General features: G+C 66.1%; 12 protein-coding genes. 8 read left to right on the top strand and 4 right to left on the bottom strand.

Annotated elements, in window-relative coordinates; all coding sequences use genetic code 11:
• Positions 1-66 precede the first annotated feature (66 nt).
• Positions 67-846, bottom strand: a complete 780-nt coding sequence (locus tag AC06E9_RS15490) for an enoyl-CoA hydratase/isomerase family protein (RefSeq protein WP_478056357.1) — start codon at positions 844-846, stop codon at positions 67-69.
• Between the two features lie 34 nt (positions 847-880).
• On the opposite strand from AC06E9_RS15490, the gene AC06E9_RS15485 reads away from it, so the two are divergent.
• Entirely contained in the window at positions 881-1324 is a 444-nt protein-coding gene (locus tag AC06E9_RS15485) for a copper chaperone PCu(A)C (RefSeq protein WP_152153684.1), read from the top strand.
• A 116-nt stretch (positions 1325-1440) separates the two neighbouring features.
• Here the strand turns inward: AC06E9_RS15485 and AC06E9_RS15480 are convergent, their stop codons facing one another.
• Together AC06E9_RS15480 and uvrA are read right to left on the bottom strand one after the other, a co-directional pair.
• Positions 1441-1848: an acyl-CoA thioesterase gene (locus AC06E9_RS15480; protein ID WP_088432134.1), complete on the bottom strand. Its 408-nt coding sequence runs from the start codon at positions 1846-1848 to the stop codon at positions 1441-1443.
• Positions 1845-4820: an excinuclease ABC subunit UvrA gene (uvrA, locus tag AC06E9_RS15475; protein WP_478056356.1), complete on the bottom strand. Its 2976-nt coding sequence runs from the start codon at positions 4818-4820 to the stop codon at positions 1845-1847. Before uvrA ends, AC06E9_RS15480 begins: the two co-directional genes overlap by 4 nt.
• Positions 4821-5115: 295 nt before the next feature.
• On the opposite strand from uvrA, the gene rplU reads away from it, so the two are divergent.
• The 3 genes from rplU (at position 5116) to obgE (ending at position 6956) form a co-directional block, all read left to right on the top strand.
• Positions 5116-5433 (top strand): 50S ribosomal protein L21, encoded by a 318-nt coding sequence (gene rplU, locus AC06E9_RS15470; RefSeq protein ID WP_019184518.1) that lies wholly within the window; start codon positions 5116-5118, stop codon positions 5431-5433.
• Positions 5434-5448: 15 nt separating this feature from the next.
• Positions 5449-5709: a 50S ribosomal protein L27 gene (gene rpmA / locus AC06E9_RS15465; RefSeq protein ID WP_019184517.1), complete on the top strand. Its 261-nt coding sequence runs from the start codon at positions 5449-5451 to the stop codon at positions 5707-5709.
• A 194-nt stretch (positions 5710-5903) separates the two neighbouring features.
• Entirely contained in the window at positions 5904-6956 is a 1053-nt protein-coding gene (gene obgE, locus AC06E9_RS15460) for a GTPase ObgE (protein ID WP_121043410.1), read from the top strand.
• Between the two features lie 193 nt (positions 6957-7149).
• Here obgE and rpsT read toward each other — a convergent pair whose 3' ends face one another.
• Entirely contained in the window at positions 7150-7419 is a 270-nt protein-coding gene (gene rpsT / locus AC06E9_RS15455) for a 30S ribosomal protein S20 (RefSeq protein ID WP_019184515.1), read from the bottom strand.
• 116 nt (positions 7420-7535) lie between these two features.
• On the opposite strand from rpsT, the gene murJ reads away from it, so the two are divergent.
• From murJ to lspA, 4 genes are all read left to right on the top strand, one after another.
• Complete coding sequence (gene murJ / locus AC06E9_RS15450; RefSeq protein WP_121043413.1) at positions 7536-9140, top strand: murein biosynthesis integral membrane protein MurJ; 1605 nt, start codon at positions 7536-7538, stop codon at positions 9138-9140.
• A gap of 75 nt (positions 9141-9215) precedes the next feature.
• Positions 9216-10163 (top strand): bifunctional riboflavin kinase/FAD synthetase, encoded by a 948-nt coding sequence (locus AC06E9_RS15445; protein WP_282261916.1) that lies wholly within the window; start codon positions 9216-9218, stop codon positions 10161-10163.
• Positions 10160-12991, top strand: coding sequence for an isoleucine--tRNA ligase (gene ileS / locus AC06E9_RS15440; RefSeq protein ID WP_478056355.1), 2832 nt, complete (start codon positions 10160-10162; stop codon positions 12989-12991). The genes AC06E9_RS15445 and ileS overlap by 4 nt, the downstream gene beginning before the upstream one ends.
• Positions 12991-13497, top strand: coding sequence for a signal peptidase II (lspA, locus tag AC06E9_RS15435; RefSeq protein ID WP_478050372.1), 507 nt, complete (start codon positions 12991-12993; stop codon positions 13495-13497). Before ileS ends, lspA begins: the two co-directional genes overlap by 1 nt.
• The last annotated feature ends 32 nt before the right edge of the window (positions 13498-13529 follow it).

The following is a 13529-nucleotide window of genomic DNA, read 5'->3' as shown; positions in this document are numbered from 1 at the left end:
GGTGTAGGGAAGCCGGCCAGCGGCCGGCACTACCGGTGTGCGCGGGCGCGCTTCAACCGTGGTGGGTCATCCCTTTCCCAGCCGCGCGACCAGTCCCTGCAGCGCCTGCTGGGCGTCCGGGGCGTACCAGGCCTCGATGAAGCGATCCAGCTGGATCAGATCGGCGTGCAGGGCCTCGTGGAGATCGGCACGGGCGATCGCGCGGGTCAGCAGCATCGGCTGGCGCGGCAGCGTGAGCAGGCCCTGCAGCCAGGCCACGGCACGGGCAACCACCAGATTGGCGTCGACCACCTCATCGACCAGCCCGATCTGCAGCGCACGCTCGGCCGGCACCATTTCGCCGCCGACCAGCAGGGTGGTGGCCCGGTGGTGGCCGACCACGCGGCGCATCAGGCGCTGGATGCCTTCCGGCGCGACCAGCCCGACCTGCACTTCGTTCAGGCCGATCACCGTGGGATGGGCGGCGTCGGGGCTGCGGGCGATGATCCGATAGTCGCAGCACAACGCGAGCACGCAGCCGCCGGCCGGGGCGTGCCCGGTCATGGCGGCGACCACCGGCACGCGGCACTCGGCCAGGGTGCGCACGGCGCCGAAGAAGGCCTGCCAGCTGTCCAGCAGCTTGTGTTTGTCATCGCCGTGGCCGAGCAGGTGCGGCACGTCCATGCCGGCGCTGAAGATGCGCTCGCTGCCGGACAGCACGATGCCGTGCACATCATCGGACATCGCCTGGTTGATCGCGTGGATCAGGTGCCGGCACAGCTCGGTGTCCAACGCATTGACCGGTGGCCTGGCCAGCCGCAGTTCGCGGATGGGGCCGTGGTTGATCACCTCGATGAGCGTCGTCATGCTGCAGTCTCGTTGCGGACAGGGAACGAAGCCGATGATAACCAAACCATTCGTGTGCGTATTGTTGGGATTGTGTGCGTTCGCAACATCCGCGTGGGCCGCAACGCCGGCCTGTGTGTCACTGCGCGATGGGTGGGTGCGCCTGCCGCCCGGTGCGATGCCGATGGCGGCCGGCTACGGCCAGATCCACAACGACTGCCGCGAGGCGGTGGTGGTGGTCGCCGCCGGCAGCAAGGCGTTCGGCGATGTCTCGCTGCACGAAACCACGCTGGTCGACGGCGTCAGCCGCATGCGCGCGGTCGAACGCCTGCCGATCGCGGCGGGGGCGACGGTCGTGCTGAAACCCGGTGGTCTGCACCTGATGTTGATGCAGCCGGAGGTGGCGCTGAAAGAGGGGGCGCAGCTGCCGTTGCGGCTGAGCCTGGAAGATGGGCGCAAGGTGGATGGAACGTTGCAGGTGCGCAGCGCGGTGCCGTAAAGATGCATGGGCCGTGGTAGTGCCGGCGGCTGGCCGGCACCCACGCAGTCCATCGCTGCCATGAAACTGCCGGCCAGTGGCCGGCACTACTTTTCAGTTCGGCGCGGCGGAACCTCTCAGCTCGACGCGGTGCGGATCGCCTCTGGCAACGGCGCGCTCTTGCCGGTCTGCGTGTCCATCCAGACCACTACCACGTTGCCATCCGAATACAGCGTGCTGTCGTTCTTCTCGTCCACGATGCGGTGGCCGATGGTCACGCTGCTGTTGCCGAGACGCTCGACGAACAGCTCCACCACGATATCGTTGGGCCACACGATCGGCAGGCGGTAGTTGACGTTGGTCGCCGCCACTACCGGTGCGATCCGGTCGGTCATCGAAACGCCCTCCACGCCCAGCATCCAGCGCACGCGCGCTTCTTCCAGGTAGGAGATGTACTTGGCGTTGTTCACGTGGCCCATGCTGTCCATGTCGCGCCAGCGGACGCTGATCGGCACGCGGGCGAGGATCTTGTGCTCGTTGCTCATGCGGTCTTCTTCTTGGTCTTGCTGGGGGCTTTGGTCGCGGCGGTCTTGCGCACGGCCTTCTTCGGTTCCGGCTTGGCCTTGCGCGGCGGGCGGGCGTCGGGCTTGTTGGCCACGGCCGCCGGCTGTTCCGGACGCGCGCTGGTGGAGGGCAGCATTTTGGCCAGGAACTGGCCGGTGTACGAGGTTGGGCAGGCCGCCACGTCCTCCGGCGTACCGGTGACCAGGATGGTGCCACCGCGGTGGCCGCCTTCCGGACCCAGATCGACGATCCAGTCGGCGGTCTTGATCACGTCCAGGTTGTGCTCGATCACCACCACCGTGTTGCCTTCGTCGCGCAGCTTGTGCAGCACGCCGAGCAGCGCCTCGATGTCGTGGAAGTGCAGGCCGGTGGTCGGCTCATCCAGGATGTACAGCGTGCGCCCGGTATCGCGGCGCGACAGTTCCTTGGACAGTTTCACGCGCTGCGCTTCACCACCGGACAGCGTGGTCGCGCTCTGGCCCAGCTTGATGTAGCTCAGGCCCACATCGACCAGCGTTTCCAGCTTGCGCGCGATGCTCGGCACCGGCTCGAACAGCTTCAGCGCATCTTCGACGGTCATCTGCAGCACGTCGTTGATGTTGTAGCCCTTGTACAGGATCTCCAGCGTTTCGCGGTTGTAGCGCTTGCCGTGGCAGACATCGCAGGGCACGTAAACGTCGGGCAGGAAGTGCATTTCCACCTTGATCAGGCCATCGCCCTGGCAGGCCTCGCAGCGGCCACCGCGCACGTTGAAGCTGAAACGCCCCGGGGAATAGCCGCGTGCACGCGCTTCGGGCACCTGCGCGTACAGCTCGCGCAGCGGCGTGAACAGACCGGTGTAGGTGGCCGGGTTCGAGCGGGGGGTGCGGCCGATCGGCGACTGGTCGATGTCCACCACCTTGTCGAACAGATCCAGGCCGTCCACTTCCTTGTACGGGGCGATCGGGTGCGAGGAGCCGTTGATCTCGTTGGCGGCCAGCGAGAACAGGGTGTCGTTGATCAGGGTCGACTTGCCCGAGCCGGACACGCCGGTGATGCAGGTCAGCAGGCCCGACGGAATATCCAGGTCCACGCCCTTGAGGTTGTTGCCGCTGGCACCGCGCAGGTGCAGGGTCATCTTCGGGTTGGGCTTGTGCCGGCGCGCCGGGATCTCGATGGCGCGCTTGCCCGACAGGTACTGGCCGGTCAGCGAACGCGGCGCATCCAGGATGTCCTGCAGCGTGCCCTGGCCGACGATCTCGCCGCCGTGCACGCCCGCGCCCGGACCGATGTCCAGCACGTAGTCGGCCAGGCGGATCGCATCTTCGTCATGCTCGACCACGATCACCGTGTTGCCGAGGTCGCGCAGGCGGGTCAGGGTGCCGAGCAGGCGCTCGTTGTCGCGCTGGTGCAGCCCGATCGAGGGCTCATCCAGCACGTACATCACGCCGACCAGGCCGGCGCCGATCTGCGAGGCCAGCCGGATGCGCTGAGCTTCACCACCGGACAGGGTGTCGGCCTTGCGCTCCAGGGTCAGGTAATCCAGACCGACGTCGACCAGGAAGCCGAGCCGTTCGCCGATCTCCTTGACGATCTTGCCGGCGATCTCGCCGCGCCAGCCGGGCAGGCTCATGCTGCTGAAGAACTTCAGCGCATCGTCGATCGGCATCACCACCAGTTCCGGCAGCGCACGGTCGGCCACGAACACATTGCGCGCGGCCTTGTTCAGGCGCTGGCCCTGGCACTCGGGGCAGTTGCGCTCGCTGATGTACTTGGCCAGCTCTTCGCGGACGGCCGAGGATTCGGTCTCTTTGTAGCGGCGCTCGAGGTTGGGAATGATGCCCTCGAAGCGATGCTTGCGCTGGGTGCGGCCACCGGCTTCGGTGAAGTAGGTGAAGGTGATCGTCTCTTCGCCGCTGCCGTACAGCACGGCCTGGCGCACGTCCTCGGGCAGGCTCTGCCAAGGGGCGTCGGTGTCGAACTTGTAGTGCTTGGCCAGCGAGGCGATCAGCTGGAAGTAGTACGCATTGCGGCGATCCCAACCGCGCACGGCGCCGGCCGAGAGCGACAGCTCCGGGTGCACCACCACGCGCGAGGGGTCGAAGAACTCGGCCATGCCCAGGCCATCGCAGCCCGGGCAGGCGCCGACCGGCGAGTTGAACGAGAACAGGCGCGGTTCCAGCTCCGGCAGCGAGTAATCGCAGACCGGGCAGCTGTACTTGGAGGAGAACAGTTGCGCAGGCGCATCCTCCACATCCAGCGACTGCACCGAGACCATGCCGTCGCCCAGCTTGAGCGCGGTTTCAAAGCTCTCGGCCAGGCGCTGCTTGATGTCCTCGCGCGGGCGGAAACGGTCGATCACCGCTTCGATGGTGTGCTTCTGGCGCAGTGCCAGCGGCGGCACCGCATCGATTTCATGCAGCTGGCCGTCCACCCGCACGCGCACATACCCCTGCGCGCGCAGCTGGTCGAAGACCTGGGCGTGCTCGCCCTTGCGCTCGCGGATCACCGGCGCCAGCAGCATGTAGCGCTGCTCGGCATCCAGGGTCAGCACGTGGTCGACCATCTGGCTGACCGTCTGCGCTTCCAGCGGATAGCCGTGGTCCGGGCAGCGCGGGCTGCCGACGCGGGCGTACAGCAGGCGCAGGTAGTCGTAGATCTCGGTGATCGTGCCGACGGTCGAGCGCGGGTTGTGCGAGGTCGATTTCTGCTCGATCGAGATCGCCGGGGACAGGCCCTCGATGTGGTCCAGGTCCGGCTTTTCCATCACGCTGAGGAACTGGCGGGCATAGGCCGACAGCGACTCCACGTAACGACGCTGGCCTTCAGCGTAAATGGTGTCGAACGCCAATGAGGACTTGCCCGAGCCGGACAGGCCGGTGATGACAATCAGCTTGTCGCGGGGCAGGTCGAGATCGATGTTCTTGAGATTGTGCGTCCGCGCGCCGCGGATGCGGATGAAATCCATCGCCATGGGGGATCCGTTGTGGGGCTTCGGCTCAGGGAGCCGGCAAGCGGGTGGGGCAATCGGAAACGGCAATCGGTCAGCCTACCGAGCTTGGGATTTGGGGGCAATCGCGGACTTTGCCACCCCCATGTCTCATTCCCTGAGACCCCACGAGCCGGTTTCCTGAACCGTATTCAGCCAAATCCGGGTCAGAGCAGGGGGTGGGTTGACCCGAAGTGGTTGAAGTCATTAAAATTCCGCTTCTGTCCGCCCTCGATGGCGGCAGTCCATAGACCACAATAACTACAGAGGAAGTCTGGTCATGTACGCAGTACTGGTAACCGGCGGTAAGCAATACCGCGTGGCGCAGGGCGAAACGCTCCGCGTTGAAAAGCTCGAAGTCGAAGTCGGCAACGAGATCAAGTTCGACAACATCCTGATGCTTGGCGACAGCGATGGCATCAAGCTGGGCGACGCGCTGAGCGGCGCTTCGGTCACTGCCAAGGTCGTGTCCCAGGGTCGTGCCGACAAGGTCCGGATCATCAAGTTCCGTCGCCGTAAGCACCACATGAAGCGTCAGGGTCACCGTCAGTACTACACCGAAATCGAGATCACCGGCATTGCCGGTGGCAGCAAGTAATAAGGAGAAGCAGTCATGGCACATAAGAAGGGCGTAGGCTCATCGCGCAACGGTCGCGACTCCAACCCGAAGTACCTCGGCGTCAAGATCTTCGGTGGCCAGGCCATCGATGCCGGCAACATCATCGTGCGTCAGCGCGGCACCCAGTTCCATCCGGGTACCGGCGTTGGCCTCGGCCGTGACCACACCCTGTTCGCGCTCGTCGACGGCAAGGTGGAGTTCTCGGTCAAGGGCCCGAAGAAGCGTCGTACCGTCAGCGTCGTCGCCGAAGCCTGATCTTCAGCGGTACGCAGGCGCCCACGCCACGGCGTGGGGTCGCTGACGAAAGCCCCGCTTCGGCGGGGTTTTTCGTTGGTATCAACTATCGGGCGGGACATTTCCCGCCGCCGGCCCTGGATCGTACCGGGGCCGTTAGACTCTGCGGTGGGGTGCACCTCGCGCCCGCCGCCTCCAGATTGGCATCCAGAATCATGAAACTTGTAGACGAAGCAGAAATCCAGGTGATCGCCGGCAATGGCGGCAACGGCTGCATCGGTTTCCGTCGCGAGAAGTTCATTCCGCTGGGCGGGCCGGACGGTGGCGACGGCGGTAATGGCGGCAGCGTGTGGATCCGCGCCGACGAGAACCTCAACACCCTGGTCGATTTCCGCCATGACCGCATCTTCAAGGCGCAGCGCGGCGAGAACGGCATGGGTCGCCAGGCCTATGGCAAGGGCGGCGAAGACCTGGTCATCACCGTGCCGATCGGCACCGTGATCATGAACGTCAGCACCGATGAAGTGATCGGCGATCTGACCAGCCATGGCGACCGCCTGCTGGTGGCCAAGGGCGGCCGCGGTGGCCTGGGCAACATGCATTTCAAGAGCTCCACCAACCGCTCGCCGCGCCAGGCGCTGCCGGGTGAAGAGGGTGAAGAGCGCCTGCTCAAGCTCGAGCTGAAGCTGCTGGCCGACGTCGGCCTGCTGGGCTTCCCGAACGCCGGCAAGAGCACGCTGATCCGTGCGGTGTCGGCGGCGACCCCGAAGGTCGCCGATTACCCGTTCACCACGCTGTACCCCAATCTGGGCGTCGTGCGCGTGGAGAACTACCGCAGCTTCGTGATCGCCGACATTCCCGGCCTGATCGAAGGTGCGGCCGATGGCGCGGGCCTGGGCGCGCAGTTCCTGCGCCACCTGCAGCGCACCCGCCTGCTGCTGCACCTCGTGGATATCTCCCCGATGGAAGGTGGCGTGGAAGGTGTCTCGCCGATCGAGCAGGTCCGTGCGATCGAGCGCGAGCTGGAAAAGCACGACCCGGAGCTGCTGAACAAGCCGCGCTGGCTGGTGCTGAACAAGGCCGACCTGATGTTCGAGGACGAAGCCAAGGCTGCCGCCGAGAAGATCGTCGCCGAGCTGGGCTGGACCCAGCCGTGGTACCTGGTCTCGGCCCTGGGCCGTGAAGGCACCTGGCCGATCATGAACAACGTGATGGCCTTCTTCGATCGCCAGAAGGAAGACGAGGCGCAAGCGCGCGATGCGTACTGAGCGCACCCGCGCGCCCCTGAGAAACCCGGCTGCGGCCGGGTTTTTCTGTGGTGCCGTCGTCACCGCCGACCGGGCCGACCGGGCCGGCCGTCGCAGATCGCAGGCAACAAAAAACCCGGCCGGGGCCGGGTTTTTCTCTGCGGCTGGGTCGAAGCCACGCAGTGCGTGGCTCTACGACACCCGCAGCGCCGTATCAGGCGGCCTTGATGGCCTTGATGCGCGCGGTCAGGCGGCTCTTATGGCGAGCAGCCTTGTTCTTGTGGATCAGACCACGCGAGCTGAAACGGTCGAGGATCGGCTGGGCAACAGCGAAGGCTGCCTCGGCGCCGGCGGCGTCATTGGCATCCAGAGCCTTGATCACCTTCTTGACAGCGGTGCGCAGCATCGAACGCTGAGCCGTATTGCGCGCGTTGCGCACGACGGTCTGCTTGGCGCGCTTCTTGGCGGACTTGATATTGGCCACAGTGGTGGTTTCCTGAAAAATCGGTGTAATGGGAACAGCAAGCTGGAAAGTATGATGGCTCGAAAAATGTACGTCAAGTCAATTGTCAAGAGGGAACACGGGTGAGTTCACCAAGGATGTTGCGGGGCCTGCTGTCTTTCAGCAGCATGACCATGATTTCGCGGGTGTTGGGGCTGGTTCGCGACCTGGTCATCACCACCACGTTCGGCACCAATGCGGTGACCGATGCCTTCTGGGTCGCCTTCCGGGTGCCCAATTTCCTGCGCCGGCTGTTCGCCGAAGGCTCGTTCGCCACCGCGTTCGTCCCGGTGTTCACGGAGGTGAAGGAAACCCGCTCGCATGCCGAACTGCGCGAACTGATGTCGCGCGTGGCGGGCACCCTGGGCGGCGTCCTGCTGCTGGTCACCGCGCTGGCGTTGATCTTCGCGCCACAGCTGGCGACCCTGTTCTCCAGCGGGGTGGATACCGACCCGGCCAAGCACGGCCTGCTGGTGGACCTGTTCCGGCTGACCTTCCCGTTCCTGCTGTTCGTCTCGCTGACCGCGCTGGCCGGCGGAGCGCTCAACAGTTTCCAGAAGTTCGCGATGCCGGCGCTGACCCCGGTGATCCTCAACCTGTGCATGATCGCCGGTGCGCTGTGGCTGGCCCCGCGGCTGGGTGGCACCCCGGAGAAGCAGATCCTGGCGCTGGGCTGGGCGGTGCTGGCCGCCGGCCTGCTGCAGCTGCTGTTCCAGCTGCCGTCGCTGAAGGGCATCAACCTGCTGACCCTGCCGCGCTGGGGCTGGCAGCATCCCGGGGTGCGCAAGGTGCTGACCCTGATGGTGCCGACCCTGTTCGGTTCCTCTATCGCGCAGATCAACCTGCTGCTGGATACGGTGATCGCCGCCAAGCTGACCGATGGCTCGCAGTCCTGGCTGTCGCTGGCCGACCGCTTCCTGGAACTGCCGCTGGGCGTGTTCGGCGTGGCGCTGGGCACGGTGATCCTGCCGGCGCTGGCCCGCCACCATGTCAGTACCGACAAGGCCGGCTTCTCCAGTGCGCTGGACTGGGGCCTGCGCACGACGCTGCTGATCGCCATCCCGGCCATGCTGGGCCTGCTGCTGCTGGCCGAGCCGCTGATTGCCACCGTGTTCCAGTACGGCCGCTTCACCGCGTTCGATACCCGCATGACCGCGCTGTCGGTGTACGGCCTGAGCTTCGCCCTGCCGGCCTTCGCGCTGCTCAAGGTGGTGCTGCCGGCCTTCTACGCCCGTCAGGACACCCGCACCCCGGTCCGCGCCGGTGTGGTCGCGCTGGTGGCCAACATGGTCTTCAACGTCATCCTGCTGGCCGTGCTGTACCACGTGATGGTGCCGGAGGCGCTGAAAGCGCAGGGCGTCTGGGTCGCGTTGGGCAAGCAGCCTGGCCTGCATCTGGCGCTGGGTATCGCCAGTGCGCTGTCCAGTTATCTGAACCTTGGCCTGCTCTGGTACTGGCTGGGCAAGACCGATGTCTACCAGCCCAAGGCGGGCTGGGGCGGCTATGCGACCAAGCTGGGGCTGGCCTGCCTGGCCATGGTGGCGGTGCTGCTGGGCCTGCGCTACGGGATGGCGGACTTCACCGGCATGGACAAATGGCACCGGATCGGCAACCTCGCGCTGCTGGTCGGCGGCGGTGGCCTGACCTATCTGGTGGCCCTGGTTGCCATGGGCTTCCGCCCGCGCCATCTGCGGGAGCATTGATCCGGGGGCAGCCCGGCTATACTTCATGGCTATCTCTTGCAAAGCATCGGCCCCGGTGGGCCGTATTCCACGTAGATGAGCAGGCTGTTTAGAAGCGTCGAAGGCGGGCAGTTGTTCCCGCACGGAAGCGTGGTCTGCATCGGCGCATTCGACGGCCTGCACCTGGGTCATCGTGCGTTGGTGCGCCACGCCGTTTCGCGCGCGCGCGCGCTGGGCGTGGCTGCCGTGGCGGTGGCTTTCGAGCCACTGCCGCGCGAGTACTTCGCCCAGGGCGAGCCGCCGCCGCGGTTGACCCTGGCCCGTGACAAGGTCGCCATGCTGCGCGAACTCGGCGTGGATGCGATCGGCCTGCTGCGCTTCGATGCGCGCATGGCCGCGATGCAGGCCGAGGCGTTCGTCGAGCAGCTGCTGGTGCACCGGCTGAGCGCGCGCGAGGTGTGGATCGGGCCGGAGTTCTGCTTCGGCAACCGCCGCAAGGGCGATCTGGCCCTGTTGCAGGCGATGGGCCGCGAGCGTGGTTTCAGTGCGGGCGAGATCGAGCCGGTCGACCTGCACGGCGAGCGCATTTCCAGCACCCGCATCCGCCAGTTGCTGCGCGCCGGTGATTTCCGTCATGCCGGCGATCTGCTGGGCAGGCCGTATACGATTGGGGGCAGGGTAGTGCGCGGCCGCCAGTTGGGCCGTACGCTGGGGTTCCCGACCGCCAACCTGCGCTTTCCGAAGACGCCGGCGCTGTCGGGGATCTACGCGACCTGGGTCCATGGTGTGTTCGACCAGCCGTGGCCGTCGGTCTCCAGCTTCGGTACGCGTCCCACCGTGGATGGCGTGGAGCCGCTGCTGGAAGCGCACCTGTTTGATTTCCAGGGCGACCTGTACGGCCGCCACATCGATGTCGAGTTCGTCGCCAAGCTGCGCGACGAAGAAAAGTTCCACGATCTGGCTGCGTTGACCGACCAGATGCACCGTGACGCCGAACAGGCCCGTCACATCCTTTCCGAACACAGATTGCGAGCCACTGCGTGAGCCAGGACTACAAAGCCACCCTTCATCTGCCGGCAACCGAATTCCCGATGCGCGGCGACCTGCCCAAGCGCGAGCCGGGCATTCTGTCGCGCTGGGAGGACGAGGGCCTTTACGCCCGCCTGCGCGACAACGCGCAGGGCCGCCCGCTGTTCGTGCTGCACGACGGCCCGCCTTACGCCAATGGCCAGATCCACCTGGGCCACGCGGTCAACAAGATCCTCAAGGACATCATCGTCAAGTCGCGTTACCTGGCCGGCTTCGATGCGCCCTACGTACCGGGCTGGGATTGCCACGGTCTGCCCATCGAGATCGCGGTCGAGAAGAAGTGGGGCAAGGTCGGCGTCAAGCTCGATGCGGTCGCGTTCCGCCAGAAGTGCCGCGAGTTCGCCGAAGAGCAGATCGAACTGCAGCGCCGCGACTTCAAGCGCCTGGGCGTGATCGGCGATTGGGACAACCCGTACAAGACGCTGAGTTTCGATTTCGAAGCCAACGAGATCCGTGCGCTCTCCAAGGTGTTCGCCAACGGTCACATCGTGCGCGGCGCCAAGCCGGTGCACTGGTGCTTCGACTGTGGCTCGGCGCTGGCCGAAGCGGAAATCGAATACCAGGACAAGACCTCCCCGGCGATCGACGTGGCCTACGTGTCGCGTGATTCGCAGCAGCTGGCCGAGCGCTTCGGCGTGACGCTGCCGGCCGATGTCGAGGTGGCGGTGCCGATCTGGACCACCACCCCGTGGACGCTGCCGGCCTCGCTGGCGGTGTCGCTCGGTGCGGAGATCGAATACGTGCTGGCCGAAGGCCCGGCCCACCACGGCAAGCGCCGTTGGCTGGTGCTGGCCGCCGCGCTGGCCGAACGTTCGCTGCAGCGCTACGGCGTGGACGGCCTGGTCGTGCACGGTCGTGCCACCGGCGCCGCGCTGGAAAATCTGCTGCTGGCCCATCCGTTCTACCCGCAGCGCGACATCCCGCTGCTCAATGGCGACCACGTCTCCGACGAAGACGGTACCGGTGCGGTGCATACCGCCCCGGGCCATGGCCAGGAAGACTTCGTGGTCAGCCAGCAGTACGGGCTGATGGACAAGTACAACGCCGGCCAGATCAACCCGGTCGACGGCCGTGGCGTGTACCTGTCCTCGACCCCACCGGCCGGCGATGTCGAGCTGGCGGGCCTGCACCTGTGGAAGGCGCAGCCGTTGATCGTCGATGTGCTGCGTGCCTCCGGTGCGCTGCTGGCGTATGTCGAGATCGTGCACAGCTACCCGCACTGCTGGCGCCACAAGACGCCGGTCGTGTTCCGCGCCACCCCGCAGTGGTTCATCTCGATGGACAAGGCCAACCTGCGCCGCGATGCGATGGCCGCGATCGACAACGTCGGCTGGTTCCCGAGCTGGGGCAAGGCGCGCATCGGCTCGATGGTCGATGGCCGCCCGGACTGGTGCATCAGCCGCCAGCGCACCTGGGGCGTGCCGATCGCGCTGTTCACCCACCGCGAAACCGGTGAGCCGCACCCGCGCACCGTCGCGCTGATGCAGCAGGTCGCCGACCGCGTGCAGGCCGAAGGCATCGACGTGTGGTACTCGCTGGACAGCGCCGAGCTGCTGGGCGAGGAAGCGTCGCAGTACGAGAAGGTCACTGACATCCTCGATGTCTGGTTCGACTCGGGCGTGACCCACGAAGGCGTGCTGCTGGCGCGTGGCTTCGGCAAGCCCGCCGATCTGTACCTGGAAGGCTCGGATCAGCACCGCGGCTGGTTCCAGTCCTCGCTGCTGACCGGCGTGGCCATCGACAAGCAGGCCCCGTACAAGCAGTGCCTCACCCACGGCTTCACTGTGGATGAGAAGGGCCGCAAGATGTCCAAGTCGCTGGGCAACGGCATCGAGCCGCAGGACATCATGAAGACCCTGGGCGCGGACATCCTGCGCCTGTGGATCGCCTCGGCCGATTACAGTAATGAAATGTCGCTGTCGCAGGAAATCCTCAAGCGCAACGCGGATGCCTACCGGCGCCTGCGCAACACCGCGCGCTTCCTGCTCGGCAACCTGGACGGCTTCGACCCGGCCCAGCATCTGGTGGCCCCGGCCGACATGGTCGCGCTGGACCGCTGGATCGTGCATCGCGCCTTCGAGGTGCAGGAGAAGATCAAGGCCGCGTACACCGGCTACAACATGGCCGAGATCGTGCAGCTGCTGCTGAACTTCTGCAGCGTGGATCTGGGCTCGGTGTATCTGGATGTCACCAAGGACCGCCTGTACACCATGCCGGTGGACTCGCGCGGCCGCCGCTCGGCGCAGACCGCGATGTACCACATCGCCGAAGCGTTCACGCGCTGGATCGCGCCGATCCTGAGCTTCACCGCCGATGAGCTGTGGGGGTACCTGCCGGGCGAGCGCAAGGAGAACGTGCTGTTCGCCACGTGGTACGACGGTCTGGTTCCCTTGCCGGCCGATGCACCGCTCAACGCAGCCGACTTCGACCAGCTGCTGGCCCTGCGCGAGCAGGTCGCCAAGGTGCTTGAGCCGATGCGCGCCAACGGTGCGATCGGTGCGGCGCTGGAAGCGGAGATCACCGTCGCCGCCGATGCCGAGACCGCCGCGCGCTGGCAGCCGCTGGCCGAGGAGCTGCGCTTCCTGCTGATCAGCGGTGACGTGCAGGTGCGCCCGGCGACCACCGACGAGGTGTTCGTCAGCGCCCAGCCGACCGGCAAGCAGAAGTGCGTGCGCTGCTGGCATTACCGCGCCGATGTCGGCTCGGTCGCTGCGCATCCGGAACTGTGCGGCCGCTGCGTGACCAACATCGACGGTGCCGGCGAAGACCGGCGGTGGTTCTGATGACCGCCGCCCGTCCGCGTCCGAACGCGCTGATCTGGCTGCTGCTGTCGGCAGCGATCATCATCGCCGACCAGTGGAGCAAGGCCTGGGTGCTGTCCAGCCTGCCCGAGTACGAGCCGGTGGTGGTCATCGAGGGCTTCTGGAACTGGTACCGCACCTACAACACCGGCGCAGCATTCAGCTTCCTGAGCGATGCCGGTGGCTGGCAGCTGTGGTTCTTCACCGCGCTGGCGGTGGGCATCAGCGGCCTGATGGCCTACTGGATGTGGGGCACCGCGCGCGGTGCCTGGCGCAGCGCCGTGCCTTACGCGCTGGTGATCGGCGGGGCGATCGGCAACGTGATCGACCGCCTCATGCACGGTCACGTCGTCGACTTCATCCAGTGGCATATCGGGGACCATTACTGGCCCTCGTTCAACATCGCCGACTCGGCGATCGTGGTCGGCGCGGTGGGTATCGCCCTGTTCGGCCTGTTCGACGGCAAGGCTGCCAAAAAAGCGGGATAATTCCCTCCTGTATCCGTAACAACCCGGCTCAC

This window comes from Stenotrophomonas sp. Steno-Z10-BAI (assembly GCF_056393115.1).
This window is presented reverse-complemented; position numbering and strand designations above follow the sequence as displayed.

Bases quoted from the DNA above. Each gene is read 5' to 3' on its own strand.
- obgE (WP_121043410.1), top strand. From the start codon at position 5,904: ATGAAACTTGTAGACGAAGCAGAAATCCAGGTGATCGCCGGCAATGGC.
- AC06E9_RS15445 (WP_282261916.1), top strand. From the start codon at position 9,216: ATGAGCAGGCTGTTTAGAAGCGTCGAAGGCGGGCAGTTGTTCCCGCAC.
- AC06E9_RS15480 (WP_088432134.1), bottom strand. From the start codon at position 1,848: ATGAGCAACGAGCACAAGATCCTCGCCCGCGTGCCGATCAGCGTCCGC.
- rpmA (WP_019184517.1), top strand. From the start codon at position 5,449: ATGGCACATAAGAAGGGCGTAGGCTCATCGCGCAACGGTCGCGACTCC.
- AC06E9_RS15490 (WP_478056357.1), bottom strand. From the start codon at position 846: ATGACGACGCTCATCGAGGTGATCAACCACGGCCCCATCCGCGAACTG.
- uvrA (WP_478056356.1), bottom strand. From the start codon at position 4,820: ATGGCGATGGATTTCATCCGCATCCGCGGCGCGCGGACGCACAATCTC.
- lspA (WP_478050372.1), top strand. From the start codon at position 12,991: ATGACCGCCGCCCGTCCGCGTCCGAACGCGCTGATCTGGCTGCTGCTG.
- murJ (WP_121043413.1), top strand. From the start codon at position 7,536: ATGTTGCGGGGCCTGCTGTCTTTCAGCAGCATGACCATGATTTCGCGG.
- rplU (WP_019184518.1), top strand. From the start codon at position 5,116: ATGTACGCAGTACTGGTAACCGGCGGTAAGCAATACCGCGTGGCGCAG.
- AC06E9_RS15485 (WP_152153684.1), top strand. From the start codon at position 881: ATGATAACCAAACCATTCGTGTGCGTATTGTTGGGATTGTGTGCGTTC.